We start from the raw sequence: 13,495 nt of genomic DNA on the forward strand, positions 1-13,495 counted from the left end.
TGCGACGTGCCGATGCTGCGAGGCACAATGGCATGCCATGAACATTGTGATCCTCGACGACTACCAGGACGCCGTGCGCAAGCTGCAGTGCGCTGCCAAGCTGGACGCTTACGCCGCCAAGGTCTACACCAACACGGTCAAGGGCATCGGTCAGCTGTCGGTTCGCCTCAAGGATGCGGACGTCATCGTGCTCATCCGCGAGCGCAGCCAGATCTCCCGCCAGCTGATCGAGAAGCTGCCCAAGCTCAAGCTGATTTCCCAGACCGGTCGCGTCGGCGGCCACATCGACGTCACGGCCTGCACCGAACGCGGCGTGGCGGTGGCCGAGGGCTCGGGCTCGCCGCAGGCGCCCGCCGAACTCACCTGGGCGCTGATCATGGCGGCCATGCGCCGCCTGCCGCAGTACATCAGCAACCTCAAGCACGGGGCCTGGCAGCAGTCGGGCCTCAAGTCGGCATCGATGCCGCCGAATTTCGGCGTGGGCTCGGTGCTCAAGGGCAAGACGCTGTGCATCTGGGGCTACGGCCGCATCGGCCAGCTGGTGGCCCGCTACGGGCAGGCCTTCGGCATGCAGGTCGTGATCTGGGGCCGCGAGGCCAGCTGCGCCAAGGCGCGCTCCGACGGCTTCCAGGTGGCGCAGAACCGCCACGAATTCTTTGCCGCCGCCGACGTGCTGTCGGTGCACCTGCGGCTCAACGAGGACACCCAGGGCCTCGTCAAGCTCGAAGACCTCTCGCGCATGAAGCCGACGGCGCTGTTCGTCAACACCTCGCGCGCCGAGCTGGTCGAAGCCGATGCCCTGCTGGCCGCGCTCAACCGCGGGCGCCCCGGACTGGCGGCCATCGACGTGTTCGAGAGCGAGCCGCCGCTGCAGGGCCATGCGCTCCTGCGCCTCGAAAACTGCATCTGCACGCCGCACATCGGCTACGTCGAGCAGGAAAGCTACGAAAGCTACTTCGGCCAGGCGTTCGACAACGTCGTGAGCTTCATCAAGGGCAACCCCACGAACATCGTGAACCCCGGCGCGCTGCAGGTCCGGCGGTGAACGCATGAGCCGGCCCGCGCCGCAGCGAGGCGCGCTCTGGGCGCTGCTGGCCGGCAATTTCGTGATCGGCACGGGCGTGATGGTCGTGCCGGGCACCCTCAATGAAATCAGCGCCTCGCTGGCCATCAAGGTCGCCACGGCCGGCCAGCTGATCAGTGCGGCCGCCTTCGTGATGTGCCTGGGCGCCCCGCTGCTGGCCGCCGCGGTCGCCGGCTGGGACCGCCGCAAGCTGCTCGCCCTCACCCTGCTCTGGTACGCCGCGTGGCACGTGGTTGCGGCGCTCGTGCCCAGCTTCGGCGCGCTGCTGCCGGTGCGCATGCTCACGGTGATCGCGCCCGCCATCTTCACGCCCCAGGCCGCGGCCTGCGCCGGCATGCTGGTGCCGCCCGAGCAGCGCGGGCGCGCCGTCACCTTCGTCTTTCTCGGCTGGTCGGTGGCCTCGGTGCTGGGCCTGCCGATCGGCGCGCTGATCGGCGGCCACCTGGGCTGGCGCATGGCCTTCATGGCCATCGCGGCGCTCAGCGTCGTGAGCGCCGCCTCGGTCTGGCTCACGCTGCCCAACGGCATCCGGCCCGCCGCACTCACGGCCGCGGCCTGGTCGCGCGTGCTGCGCAGCCCGGTGCTGATGGGCATCGTGTCGGTCACGGCGCTGCAGGGCGTCGGCCAGTTCGTGCTGTTCAGCTATTTCGGCCCGCTGCTCAAGCAGGGCTTCGGCGCCGACGCCAACACGCTGAGCCTGATGTGGGCGCTGTTCGGCGCCTTTGGCCTGCTGGGCAACATGGTGGTGAGCCGCTACATCGACCGCGTCGGCGCCGGGCGCATGGTGCTGTTGACGACCGGGCTGATCGCGCTCAGCCTGCTGCTGTGGCCGCTGGCCAGCACGCTGGCGTGGCTCGCGGTGGTGCTCGTGCCCTGGGGCCTGGGCTGCTTCGCCACCAACTCCTCGCAGCAGGCGCGCCTCGTGGGGCTGGCGCCCGCCCTGGCGCCGGGCTCGGTGGCGCTCAACAGCTCGGGCATCTACATCGGCCAGGCCCTGGGTGCGGCGCTGGGCGGCTGGCTGCTGGCGAACGACGCCACCGAGTGGATGAGCCGGGTCGGTTTTGCACTGATGCTGCTGGCGATGGGCCTGAGCATCGCCATCGACCGCAGCCGCCGCCCGGCCTGATTCCGATGCCCCGCGTAACACCCGGGGCGCGGGCCTCCCGCGAGATTGCAAAATCGGAGCTTTCGTCCGCGTCGCGCACCCGCGCCGGCGTGGCCGCCCCGGACACCCACCAACCCATGAGAACCTTGATCCCATGACAGTGAACTACCCCCGAATCGGCGTGATCGGCGCCGGCGCCATGGGGCGCGGCATCGCGCAGATCGCCGCCCAGGCCGGCAGCGAAGTGCTGCTGCTCGACAGCTTCGCCGGTGCCGCCGAGCGTGGCCGCGAAGCCCTCGCCGCCCAATGGAGCAAGCTGCACGAGAAGGGCAAGATCGACGCCCCCACGCGCGACGCCTATGTGGCGCGCGTGAAGGCGGTCGACGGCATGCAGGCGCTCGCAGGCTGCGACCTCGTGGTCGAGGCCGTCGTCGAAAACCTCGAGGTCAAGCGCACGCTGTTTCGCGAGCTCGAGGACGTGGTCGCGCCCACCGCCACGCTGGTCACCAACACCTCGTCGCTGTCGGTCACCGCCATCGCGGCCGGCCTGCAGCAACCCGCGCGCTTCGCGGGCTTCCACTTCTTCAACCCCGTGCCGCTGATGAAGGTGGTCGAGGTGGTGGCGGGCTTCAAGACCTCGCCCGAGGTCTGCCAGAAGCTGGCCGGCTACGCCACGCAGATGGGCCACAGCGCCGTGCAGGCGCAGGACACGCCGGGCTTCATCGTCAACCACGCGGGCCGCGGCTACGGCACCGAGGCGCTGCGCATCGTCGGCGAAGGCGTGGCCGACTTCGCCACCATCGACCGCATCCTGAAGGACCAGGCAGGCTTTCGCCTCGGCCCGTTCGAGCTGCTCGACCTCACGGCGCTCGACGTGTCGCATCCGGTGATGGAGTCGATCTACCACCAGTACTTCGAAGAGCCGCGCTTCCGCCCGAGCGTGATCACCGCGCAGCGCCTGGCCGCCGGCGCACTCGGCCGCAAGACGGGCGAAGGCTTCTACCGCTATGAAAACGGCGTGATGCAGCAAACGCCCGAAGCGCCGGCGCCGGTGATCGAAGGCACGCCCGCGGTCTGGGTGTCGCCGCGTGCCGCGCGCCGCGCCGAACTGCTGCGCCTGGTGAACACGCTGGGTGCGCAGATCGACAGCGGCAGCGCTCCCGCACCGCAGTCGATCATCCTGGTCGCGCCGCTGGGCTTCGACGTGACGACGGTCGCGGCGGTCGAGCGGCTGGACGCCACGCGCACCGTCGGCATCGACATGCTGATCGACGACGCCGCCACCAAGCGCCGCGTGCTCGCCACCAACCCGGCCACGCGCCGCGACGTGCGCGACGCCGCGCACGCCCTCTTCGCGCGCGACGGCAAGGCCGTGAGCGTGATCCGCGATAGCGGCGGCTTCGTCACGCAGCGCGTGATCGGCGCCATCGTCAACATCGCCGCCGACATGTGCCAGCAGCGCGTGTGCACGCCGGCCGACCTCGAGACCGCCGTGCAATTGGGCCTGGGCTATCCGCGCGGCCCGCTCGCCATGGGCAACCTCTACGGACCGACCAACATGCTCGAGGTGCTGTTCAACCTGCAGACCGTGTATGGCGACCCGCGCTATCGCCCGAGCCCGTGGTTGCGCCGCCGCGGCGCGCTGGGCCTGAGCCTGCTGCACGAAGAAGAATAAATAACGAACGAACAGGCACACACGCCATGACCGCCGAACTCAAGAGCACCAGCGAAGGCAGCACCATGGTGCTGACCATCGTCAACCCGACCCAGCGCAATGCACTGGGCCCCGAGATCTATGCCGCCGGCATCGAGGCGCTGAACGGCGCCGAGAGCAGCGACGAGATCCGCAGCGTCGTCATCGTGGGCGAAGGCGCGTGGTTCTGCGCCGGCGGCTCGCTGCAGCGACTGCTGGCCAACCGCCAGCTCGACCGCTCCGTGCAGGCCGAGAGCATCGAGGGCCTGCACAACTGGATCGACTCGATCCGCACCTTTCCCAAGCCGGTCATCGCGGCTGTCGAGGGTGCGGCGGCCGGCGCCGGCTTCTCGCTCGCGCTGGCCTGCGACTTCGTCGTGGCCGCGCGCGACGCCGTGTTCGCGGCCTCGTACAGCAATGTGGCGCTGTCGCCCGACGGCGGCCTCAGCTGGCACCTCGGGCAGGCGCTGCCGCGCCAGCTGGCGAGCGAATGGCTGATGAACGGCGAGCGCATCGAGGCCGCGCGCCTGCATGCCTTCGGCCTCGTCAACGAGCTCACCGACAGCGGACAGGCGCTGGCCGGCGCGCTGGCCCTGGCCACCCGCCTGAACGCGCGCGCACCGAACTCGCTGGCCAGCATCAAGGAGCTGCTGAGCGACGCGCGCGGCGCCACACTGGCGTCGCAGCTATCGCAGGAGCGCGATCATTTCGTGCGCAACCTGCACCACGCGAACGCGGGCATCGGCATTGCCGCGTTCCTCGACAAGACACCGCCACGCTACGAGTGACGCCTCACGGCGTCGCTCCCGAGACACCCCACAGCTTTTCAGTCGCCGAGAGGACAGACCATGGACGACCCCATTCTTACCATCGAAGAACGTGAAGCGATCAACAGTGGTCGCTGGTTTTCTTCCCTATCTCCATCGCTACGGCACGACATCCTCCGATGCGCCTTTGTCAAACGCTACAAGGACGGCGACCTGCTCGCCGCGCGCGGCGACCCGCCCGAGCACTGGATCGCCTGTGCCAAGGGGGCGTTGCGCGTGAGCTCGACCGCGGTGTCGGGCAAGCAGGTGACGCTGACCTACGTCGAGCCGGGCATCTGGTTCGGCGACGTGGCGATGTTCGACGGGGAGCGGCGCACGCACGACACGTACTCGCACGGCGACACCACCGTGCTGTGCGTGGCGCGGGCCGACTTCCAGAAGATCCTGGCCACGCACGTCGAGCTGTACGAAGCGCTGATGCGGCTGCAGGCACGCCGCATCCGCACGCTCTTCGGGCTGGTGGAAGACCTCAACACCCTGCCCTTGCGCGCACGCCTGGCCAAGCAGCTCATCCATCTGGTGCGCAGCTACGGCGTGCCCAACCTGGACGACGGCAGTCAGACGCGCATCGGCCTGCAACTGGCGCAGGAAGAACTCGCGCAGCTGCTCGGCGCCTCGCGCCAGCGGGTCAACCAGGAACTCAAGACGATGGAGCGCGAGGGCACCATCCGGATCGAGCCGGCCGGACTGATCGTGCTGGACCGCTCGGCGCTGATGCACATCTCTGAAGCAGACAACTAAAAAGATTCGACATGAGCCAGGACTTCTCCAGTTTCATCGGCACCCGCGCGGTGTCCCAACAGCACACCTTCGACGTGGACGCGCTTGCGGCCTGGCTCGAAAAGAACCTCGAGGGCTTCCAGGGTCCGCTGACGGTCGAGATGTTCAAGGGCGGTCAGTCCAACCCGACCTACAAGCTCGTCACGCCCACGCAGAGCTACGTGATGCGCGCCAAGCCCGGCCCGGTCGCCAAGCTGCTGCCCTCGGCCCATGCGGTCGAGCGCGAATACAAGGTGATGCGCGGCCTGCAGGGCACCGATGTGCCCGTGCCGCGCATGTACTGCCTGTGCGAAGACGAGTCCATCATCGGCCGCGCCTTCTACATCATGGAGTTCATGCAGGGCCGCGTGCTGTGGGACCAGTCGCTGCCCGGCTTCAGCAACGCCGAACGCGCCGCCTACTACGACGAGATGAACCGCGTCATCGCGGCGCTGCACACGGTCGACTTCGCCGCCCGCGGCCTGGGCGACTACGGCAAGCCCGGCAACTACTTCGAGCGCCAGATCGGCCGCTGGAGCAAACAGTACAAGGCCTCGGCCGACGGCGCCGGCGAACTCTCGCAGCCCATCGAGGCCATGGAGCGCCTGATCGACTGGCTGCCCGCCCACATGCCGGCGAGCGCACGCGACGAGAGCAAGGTCTCCATCGTGCATGGCGACTACCGCCTGGACAACGTGATGTTCCACGCCACCGAACCGCGCATCATCGCGGTGCTCGACTGGGAGCTCTCCACGCTGGGCCACCCGCTGGCCGACTTCAGCTACCACTGCATGTCGTGGCACATGCCCCCCACCACCGGCCGCGGCATCGGCGGCGTGGACGTGGCGGCGCTGGGCATTCCCACCGAGAGCGAATACATCGCCCGCTATTGCGAGCGCACGCGCATCAGCACGCCCGAGGCGCTGGCGCCCGACTGGAATTTTTACCAGGCCTACAACCTGTTTCGCATGGCCGCCATCCTGCAGGGCATTGCGAAACGCGTCGAAGCCGGTACCGCATCGAGCGAGCAAGCCGTGGCGTCCGCCCGTGGCGCACGGCCGATGGCCGAGATGGCCTGGCAATTTGCCCAAAAGGCATAGCCAGCCCTCCCCCTTAACCCCACCAGGAGACAGCATGGATTTCGAATATTCGGCCAAAACCAAGGAGCTTCAGAAGCGCGTTCTCGCCTTCATGGAAGACCACATCTACCCGGCCGAAGCCGAGTACAGCGCCGAACTGGCCGCCAACACGGTCGCCGGCAAGCGCTGGAGCGCCCTGCAGACCGTCGAGAAGCTCAAGGCCAAGGCCAAGGCACAAGGCCTGTGGAACCTGTTCCTGCCAGTCGACAGCGCCTCGGCCTCGGGCTATGAGGGTGCGGGCCTGACCAATCAGGAATACGCCCCGCTGGCCGAGATCATGGGCCGGGTGCCATGGGCATCGGAAGCCTTCAACTGCTCGGCGCCCGACACCGGCAACATGGAAACCATCGCCCGCTACGGCTCGGAAGAGATCAAGGCGCGCTGGCTCAAGCCGCTGCTCGAAGGCCAGATCCGCTCGGCCTTCGCGATGACCGAACCTGACGTCGCCTCCAGCGATGCCACCAACATCGCCACCCGCATCGAGCGCCAGGGCGACGAGTACGTCATCAACGGCCACAAGTGGTGGATCTCCGGCGCCGCCGACCCGCGCTGCGCCGTGTTCGTCACCATGGGCAAGACCGATCCCGAAGCGCCCAAGCACTCGCAGCAGAGCATGGTCATCGTGCCGGCCGATGCCAAGGGCATCCGCATCGTGCGCCCGCTGAACGTGATGGGCTACGACGACGCGCCGCACGGCCACGTCGAGATGTACTTCGAGAACGTGCGCGTGCCCGTGGGCAACATCCTGCTGGGCGAAGGCCGTGGCTTCGAGATCGCCCAGGGTCGCCTTGGCCCCGGACGCATCCACCACTGCATGCGCCTGATCGGCCTGGCCGAGCGCGCGCTCGAGCTGATGTGCAAGCGCGCCTCGTCGCGCGTGGCCTTCGGCAAGACCGTCGCCTCGCAGACCGTCACGCAGGAACGCATCGCCGAAGCGCGCTGCAAGATCGACATGGCCCGCCTGCTCACGCTGAAGGCCGCCTGGCTGATGGACGTGGCCGGCAACAAGGTCGCGCGCACCGAGATCGCCATGATCAAGGTGGTGGCGCCCACCATGGCCTGCCAGGTCATCGACTGGGCCATGCAGGTCCACGGCGGCGGCGGCATGTGCGACGACTTCCCGCTGGCCTCGGCTTATGCCCAGGCGCGCACCCTGCGCTTTGCCGACGGTCCGGACGAAGTGCACCGCAACGCGATCGCCAAGTGGGAGCTGGGCAAGTACGCCGCCGACAAGTCGGGTGCCACCGCCGACGCGCCTGTCACGCGCTTCTGATCCGGAAAAAAGAAAGGGCGCGTTCGCCGCGCCCTTCTCTTTTCTGCTTCGGCCATGCCGCCCACGCCCTGCGCGTCGGCGGCATTTTCATTGGCCCGAGTCGGTCAGAGCTTCTTCTGCAGGAAGACGGCGTGACCGAATTCCGGGTCGAGCTGGTAGCTGACGAAGCCTTCGCGCTCATAGCTGCGCAGCGCGGGCGCATTGCCCGACAGCACCTCGAGCGTGAGCTTGCAGGCGCCGCGCCGGCGGGCTTCCCGCTCGACCTGCGCAAACATCTGTTGCGCCACGCGCTGGCCGCGGTGGCTGGCGCGCACGACCACGTCGTGCACATTGACCAAGGGCTGGCATGCGAAGGTCGAGAAACCCTCGATGCAGTTGATCAGGCCCACGGGCGTGTCGCCGTCGAAGGCCAGCACGCTGAACGCCTGCGGACGCGCCGCCAGCGCGGCAGGCAGGCCTTCGCGCACCGATGCGGGCAACGGCGTGCCACCGCCGGCGGGGTCTCGCGCGTAGCTGTCGAGCAGTTCGACCACGGCCGCAGCCTGCAGCGGATCGCGGTAGTCGGCCAGGCGGGTTTCGATGCGGCCCGTCGTCGTCATGCGGCAGGCTTGAGCGTGGCCGCGAGACGCTCGGCGCAGGACTGCGACTGCTTCGGATCGCGCGCCTCGACCATCACGCGCACCAGCGGCTCGGTGCCACTCGCACGGATCAGCACGCGGCCCGCATCGCCCAACTCGGCCTCGATGCGCTTGGTTTCGCTGGCGAGCGCCTGGTTGCTCTTCCAGTCCTGGTCGGGCGCGAGGCGCACGTTGATGAGCGTCTGCGGGAACAGCGTGACGCCTTCGAGCAGCTGCGCCACCGTCTTGCCGCTGCGCACGCAGGCCTGCAGCACCTGCAGCGCGCTGACGATGCCGTCGCCCGTGGTGTGGCGATCGAGCGCCAGCAGGTGGCCGGAGCCCTCGCCGCCGAGCAGCCAGCCACGCTTGTCGAGCTCCTCGAGCACGTAGCGGTCGCCGACCTTGGCGCGCACGAACTCGATGTCCTGCGCACGCAGGGCCATCTCGACGGCCTTGTTGGTCATGAGCGTACCGACCACGCCCGCCGGCTTCTCGCCGCGCGCGATGCGTTCGGCCACCATCAGGTACAGCAGCTCGTCGCCGTTGAACAGGCGGCCGGTGGCATCGACCAGCTGCAGCCGGTCGGCGTCGCCGTCCAGCGCGATGCCGTAGTCGGCCTTCTGAGCCGTCACGGTGGCGACCAGCGCCTCGGGATGCGTGGCGCCGAAGCCCTTGTTGATGTTGAGCCCGTCGGGCGCGCAGCCGATGCTGGTGACGTCCGCGCCCAGTTCGTGGAACACGTTCGGCGCCACCTGGTAGGCCGCGCCGTGGGCGGCATCGACCACCAGCTTCATGCCGCGCAGCGACAGGTCGTTGGCGAAGGTGCTTTTGCAGAACTCGATGTAGCGGCCGTCCGCGTCGTTGAGGCGGCGGGCCTTGCCCAGGTTGGCCGAATCCACCCAGACGGGCTCTTCCTCGAGCGCGGCCTCGACGGCCAGCTCCCAGGCGTCGTCGAGCTTGGTGCCCTGCGCGCTGAAGAACTTGATGCCGTTGTCGGGAAAGGCGTTGTGGCTGGCGCTGATCACCACGCCCAGGCTGGCGCGCTGGGCGCGCGTGAGGTAGGCCACGCCCGGCGTGGGCAGCGGACCGAGCAGCACCACGTCGACGCCGGCGGAATTGAAGCCCGACTCGAGCGCCGACTCGAGCATGTAGCCCGAGATGCGGGTGTCCTTGCCGATCAGCACCGTGGGACGGGCCTGGGTTTTCTTGAGCACGCGGCCGACGGCGTGTGCGAGGCGCAGCACGAAATCGGGGGTGATGGGCGATTGGCCGACCGTGCCGCGGATGCCGTCGGTGCCGAAATACTTACGGGTCATGTTGTTGCTCTTTGAAGGTGTTCTTGCGGTGCTTCCGCGCGCATGGCACGCCATACGGCGAGGGCGGCGACGGTGTCGCGTACGTCGTGCACCCGCACGACCGCCGCACCGCGGTCCACGGCCAGCACGGCGGCTGCCACGCTGGGCACGGTACGCCCGGATGCATTGTCGATGCCGGTGACGGCCCCGATGGAGGACTTGCGGGACCAACCTAGCAACAAGGGGTAACCGGTTGCCAACAATTCCCGCTGTCGACCGAGGAGCGCGAAGTTCTGCGCCACGCTCTTGCCGAAACCGACGCCCGGATCGAGCGTGATGCGCGCAGGGTCGATACCCAGCGCCGTCAGGGGCGCCAGTTGTGCGTCCCAGAAAGCCAGCACCTCGGGAATCACGTCGCCCTGCATCGGCAGCGTCTGCATGGTCTGCGGGTCGCGGTGCATGTGCATCAGGCAGATGCCGCAGGTCGGGTGCGCCGCCACGGCCTCGCGCGCGCCGGGTTGGCGCAGCGCCCAGATGTCGTTGACGATGTCCGCGCCCAGGTCGAGCACGGCGCGCATCACCTCGGGCTTGTAGGTGTCGATCGACAGCGGCACGTTCAGCTTCACGGCCTCGCGCACCACGGGCAGCACGCGCGCCAGCTCGGCGTCGAGCGGCACGGCGGGGCTGCCGGGGCGGGTCGATTCACCGCCGATGTCGAGGATGTCGGCGCCCTCCTTCAGCAACTGCTCGCAGTGCTTCAGCGCCGTCTCGGTCGACGCATGCGCGCCGCCGTCGGAGAAGGAGTCGGGCGTGACGTTGACGATGCCCATCACGCGCGGCTGCGCGAGGTCAATCCTGAAACGCGAGGTCTGCCAAACCGCACCATCTGGCTCACCATGGAAAACGGGGCCAGGGGCCCCGTTGTTGCTTGATTTCAAGTCCACCTCAAGCGGCGGTCGGCGCCGGGTCAGGATTGACGGCCGGCGTGCCACCACTGCCGCCGCTGCCCGAAGGCGGAATGCGCGGCGTCCAGTCCTTGGGCGGGCGCGGTGCGCGGCCGGCCATGATGTCGTCGAGCTGTTCGCTGTCGATGGTTTCCCATTCGAGCAGCGCCTTGGCCATGGCGTGCATCTTGTCGCTGTTCTCTTCGATGAGGCGGCGCGCCAGGGCGTACTGCTCGTCGATGATGCGGCGCACCTCGCCGTCGACCTTTTCCATGGTCTGTTCGCTCATGTTGGTCGTCTTGGTGACCGAGCGGCCCAGGAACACTTCGCCTTCGTTCTCGGCATAGACCATCGGGCCCAGCGCGTCGGTCATGCCGTAGCGCGTGACCATGTCGCGGGCGATGGAGGTCGCGCGCTCGAAGTCGTTGCTGGCGCCGGTGGTCATCTGGTGCATGAACACTTCTTCGGCGATGCGGCCGCCGAACAGCATGCTGATCTGGTTCAGCATGTACTCGCGGTCGTAGCTGTAGCGGTCCTGCGACGGCAGGCTCATGGTCACGCCGAGGGCGCGGCCACGCGGAATGATCGTGACCTTGTGGACCGGGTCGCACTTGGGCAGCAGCTTGCCGATGAGGGCGTGGCCGGACTCGTGGTAGGCCGTGTTGCGGCGCTCTTCCTCGGGCATGACCATGCTCTTGCGCTCGGGGCCCATGAAGATCTTGTCCTTGGCCTTCTCGAAGTCCTGCATCTCGACCACGCGCGCATTGCGGCGGGCGGCCATCAGGGCGGCTTCGTTGCACAGGTTGGCCAGGTCGGCACCCGACATGCCGGGCGTGCCGCGGGCGATCACGCTCGGATTCACGTCCTGGCCCAGCGGGACCTTGCGCATGTGGACGGCCAGGATCTGCTCGCGGCCGCGGATGTCGGGCAGCGTGACGTACACCTGACGGTCGAAACGGCCCGGGCGCAGCAGTGCGGCGTCGAGGATGTCGGGGCGGTTGGTTGCAGCCACAACGATCACGCCGAGGTTGGTTTCGAAGCCGTCCATCTCGACCAGCATCTGGTTGAGGGTCTGCTCGCGCTCGTCGTTGCCGCCGCCGAGGCCGGCGCCGCGCTGGCGACCCACCGCATCGATTTCGTCGATGAAGATGATGCAAGGCGCGTTCTTCTTGGCGTTCTCGAACATGTCGCGCACGCGGGCCGCGCCCACGCCGACGAACATTTCAACGAAATCGGAACCCGAGATCGAGAAGAACGGCACCTTGGCTTCGCCGGCGATCGACTTGGCCAGCAGCGTCTTGCCGGTGCCCGGAGGGCCGACCAGCAGCAGGCCGCGCGGAATGCGGCCGCCGAGCTTCTGGAAGCGTTGCGGGTCTTTGAGGAAGTCGACGACTTCACGGACTTCTTCCTTGGCCTCGTCGCAGCCTGCGACGTCGGCGAAAGTGACCGTGTTGTTGTTCTCGTCCATCATGCGGGCCTTGCTCTTGCCGAAGCTGAACGCCCCGCCCTTGCCGCCGCCCTGCATCTGGCGCATGAAGTAGATCCACACGCCGATCAGCAGCAGCATCGGGCCCCAGCTGACCAGCAGGGTCATGAGGAGCGAGCCCTCTTCGCGCGGCTTGACGTCGAACTTGACGTTGTGGTCGATCAGGTCGCCCACGAGGCCGCGGTCGAGGACCGTGGCGGTCGTGCGGATCTTGCGATCGTCGTTGGTGACGGCGACGATCTCGCCGCCGCCGGCGCCTTCAGGAATGATGGCGCTCTTGATCTGGTTGTTGCGGACCTGGTCCAGGAACTCGGAATAGCTCACCGTTCCCGAGCCGACGCCACCGCGGGTGTCGAACTGCTTGAACACAGTGAACAACACCATGGCAATGACGAGCCATACGGCAACTTTGGAAAACCACTGATTGTTCAAACGAAGCTCCAGTCGAAAGCGCGTGACGGGAATATGAAATACGCGCTGAGGGTACGCAATTGCGCCCCATTTTAGGCTTTTCAAGCTGCGAAAAGCGGACATTTCCCTATAGCAGCCATAGGCTGACAAGGGTTTGCGCCCCTGGAGGGCACGCTGCGGCAAGGTATCAATGCGTATCGAGCGCCTTCAATCCCCTGCCGATGAGGAAGGTCTCGGCCGATTTGTCGCGCGATGCCTTGGGCTTGAGCGGCTTCACGACGCGGAAATTGGCCTTGAACATCTTGACCAATTCGTCGTACCCGCTGCCGTGGAAGACCTTGGCCACCAATGCCCCTTCGGGCTTCATGTGGTGCTGGGCGAAGTCGATGGCCAGCTCGATCAGGTGCGCCACCCGGGCAGCGTCGGCCGAATGGATGCCCGACAGGTTGGGCGCCATGTCGGACACCACCAAGTCGGCCTTGCGGCCGTCCAGCACCGCCAGGAGCTGCGCCAGCAGTGCGTCTTCGCGGAAGTCGCCCTGCAGGAAGGTCACGCCTTCGATGGGCTCCATCGGCAGCAGGTCGAGCGAGATGATGGTGCCGTTGAGGTCGCCGACCGCCGCCCCGCCGGGCGACATGCGCCGCCGCAGGTACTGGCTCCAGGCGCCCGGGGTCGAGCCGAGGTCGACCACCAGCTGGCCGGGCTTGACCAGCCCGAGCGACTCGTCGATTTCCTTGAGCTTGTAAGCCGCGCGGGCGCGGTAGCCCTCTCTGGTCGCGAGCTTCACGTAGGGGTCGTTGATGTGGTCGTGAAGCCACGCCTTGTTGACTTTTTTGCTTTTGGCTTTGGTGCTCATGAGGGT

12 protein-coding genes are annotated in these 13,495 nt (G+C 67.7%); 7 read left to right on the forward strand and 5 right to left on the reverse strand.

The annotated features are described in order from the left end of the window. Window positions 1-37: 37 nt before the first annotated feature. The 7 genes from AC57B8_RS26265 (at window position 38) to AC57B8_RS26295 (ending at window position 7,880) form a co-directional block, all read left to right on the forward strand. Window positions 38-1,045, forward strand: coding sequence for a D-2-hydroxyacid dehydrogenase family protein (locus tag AC57B8_RS26265; RefSeq protein ID WP_062471528.1), 1,008 nt, complete (start codon window positions 38-40; stop codon window positions 1,043-1,045). Between the two features lie 4 nt (window positions 1,046-1,049). Beyond that, window positions 1,050-2,210 carry an MFS transporter gene (locus AC57B8_RS26270; RefSeq protein WP_496481213.1) on the forward strand — a complete coding sequence of 387 codons (1,161 nt, stop codon included), beginning with the start codon at window positions 1,050-1,052 and terminating at the stop codon, window positions 2,208-2,210. A gap of 133 nt (window positions 2,211-2,343) precedes the next feature. Next, complete coding sequence (locus AC57B8_RS26275) at window positions 2,344-3,864, forward strand: 3-hydroxyacyl-CoA dehydrogenase (RefSeq protein ID WP_496481214.1); 1,521 nt, start codon at window positions 2,344-2,346, stop codon at window positions 3,862-3,864. A 26-nt stretch (window positions 3,865-3,890) separates the two neighbouring features. Continuing rightward, complete coding sequence (locus AC57B8_RS26280; RefSeq protein ID WP_062471537.1) at window positions 3,891-4,670, forward strand: oxepin-CoA hydrolase, alternative type; 780 nt, start codon at window positions 3,891-3,893, stop codon at window positions 4,668-4,670. Between the two features lie 60 nt (window positions 4,671-4,730). Next, a complete protein-coding gene (locus tag AC57B8_RS26285; protein WP_496481215.1) occupies window positions 4,731-5,450 on the forward strand; it encodes a Crp/Fnr family transcriptional regulator in 720 nt (239 codons plus the stop codon). 11 nt (window positions 5,451-5,461) lie between these two features. Continuing rightward, the gene (locus AC57B8_RS26290) at window positions 5,462-6,568 is read left to right on the forward strand and encodes a phosphotransferase (protein WP_139706561.1); all 1,107 of its coding nucleotides are present in this window, start codon (window positions 5,462-5,464) and stop codon (window positions 6,566-6,568) included. Between the two features lie 34 nt (window positions 6,569-6,602). Further along, complete coding sequence (locus AC57B8_RS26295; protein ID WP_062471546.1) at window positions 6,603-7,880, forward strand: acyl-CoA dehydrogenase family protein; 1,278 nt, start codon at window positions 6,603-6,605, stop codon at window positions 7,878-7,880. Window positions 7,881-7,984: 104 nt separating this feature from the next. On the opposite strand, the gene AC57B8_RS26300 is transcribed toward AC57B8_RS26295, so the two are convergent. The 5 genes from AC57B8_RS26300 to AC57B8_RS26320 all read right to left on the reverse strand — a co-directional run bounded on the left by AC57B8_RS26300 (window position 7,985) and on the right by AC57B8_RS26320 (window position 13,489). Further along, the gene (locus AC57B8_RS26300) at window positions 7,985-8,479 is read right to left on the reverse strand and encodes a GNAT family N-acetyltransferase (RefSeq protein WP_307693722.1); all 495 of its coding nucleotides are present in this window, start codon (window positions 8,477-8,479) and stop codon (window positions 7,985-7,987) included. Beyond that, window positions 8,476-9,813: a phosphoglucosamine mutase gene (glmM, locus tag AC57B8_RS26305; RefSeq protein ID WP_369647160.1), complete on the reverse strand. Its 1,338-nt coding sequence runs from the start codon at window positions 9,811-9,813 to the stop codon at window positions 8,476-8,478. Before glmM ends, AC57B8_RS26300 begins: the two co-directional genes overlap by 4 nt. Then, window positions 9,810-10,622 (reverse strand): dihydropteroate synthase, encoded by an 813-nt coding sequence (folP, locus tag AC57B8_RS26310; RefSeq protein ID WP_496481216.1) that lies wholly within the window; start codon window positions 10,620-10,622, stop codon window positions 9,810-9,812. Before folP ends, glmM begins: the two co-directional genes overlap by 4 nt. A 115-nt stretch (window positions 10,623-10,737) precedes the next feature. After that, a complete protein-coding gene (gene ftsH / locus AC57B8_RS26315; RefSeq protein WP_062471558.1) occupies window positions 10,738-12,654 on the reverse strand; it encodes an ATP-dependent zinc metalloprotease FtsH in 1,917 nt (638 codons plus the stop codon). A gap of 166 nt (window positions 12,655-12,820) precedes the next feature. Continuing rightward, complete coding sequence (locus AC57B8_RS26320; protein WP_095947720.1) at window positions 12,821-13,489, reverse strand: RlmE family RNA methyltransferase; 669 nt, start codon at window positions 13,487-13,489, stop codon at window positions 12,821-12,823. Window positions 13,490-13,495 lie beyond the last annotated feature (6 nt).

Source organism: Variovorax sp. BGA-UO-ETr-C22 (assembly GCF_059567965.1).

Excerpts from the sequence above, each read along its gene's own strand:
- AC57B8_RS26265 (WP_062471528.1), top strand. The coding sequence starts at position 38 with ATGAACATTGTGATCCTCGACGACTACCAGGACGCCGTGCGCAAGCTG.
- AC57B8_RS26270 (WP_496481213.1), top strand. The coding sequence starts at position 1,050 with ATGAGCCGGCCCGCGCCGCAGCGAGGCGCGCTCTGGGCGCTGCTGGCC.
- AC57B8_RS26275 (WP_496481214.1), top strand. The coding sequence starts at position 2,344 with ATGACAGTGAACTACCCCCGAATCGGCGTGATCGGCGCCGGCGCCATG.
- AC57B8_RS26280 (WP_062471537.1), top strand. The coding sequence starts at position 3,891 with ATGACCGCCGAACTCAAGAGCACCAGCGAAGGCAGCACCATGGTGCTG.
- AC57B8_RS26285 (WP_496481215.1), top strand. The coding sequence starts at position 4,731 with ATGGACGACCCCATTCTTACCATCGAAGAACGTGAAGCGATCAACAGT.
- AC57B8_RS26290 (WP_139706561.1), top strand. The coding sequence starts at position 5,462 with ATGAGCCAGGACTTCTCCAGTTTCATCGGCACCCGCGCGGTGTCCCAA.
- AC57B8_RS26295 (WP_062471546.1), top strand. The coding sequence starts at position 6,603 with ATGGATTTCGAATATTCGGCCAAAACCAAGGAGCTTCAGAAGCGCGTT.
- AC57B8_RS26300 (WP_307693722.1), bottom strand. The coding sequence starts at position 8,479 with ATGACGACGACGGGCCGCATCGAAACCCGCCTGGCCGACTACCGCGAT.
- glmM (WP_369647160.1), bottom strand. The coding sequence starts at position 9,813 with ATGACCCGTAAGTATTTCGGCACCGACGGCATCCGCGGCACGGTCGGC.
- folP (WP_496481216.1), bottom strand. The coding sequence starts at position 10,622 with ATGGGCATCGTCAACGTCACGCCCGACTCCTTCTCCGACGGCGGCGCG.
- AC57B8_RS26320 (WP_095947720.1), bottom strand. The coding sequence starts at position 13,489 with ATGAGCACCAAAGCCAAAAGCAAAAAAGTCAACAAGGCGTGGCTTCAC.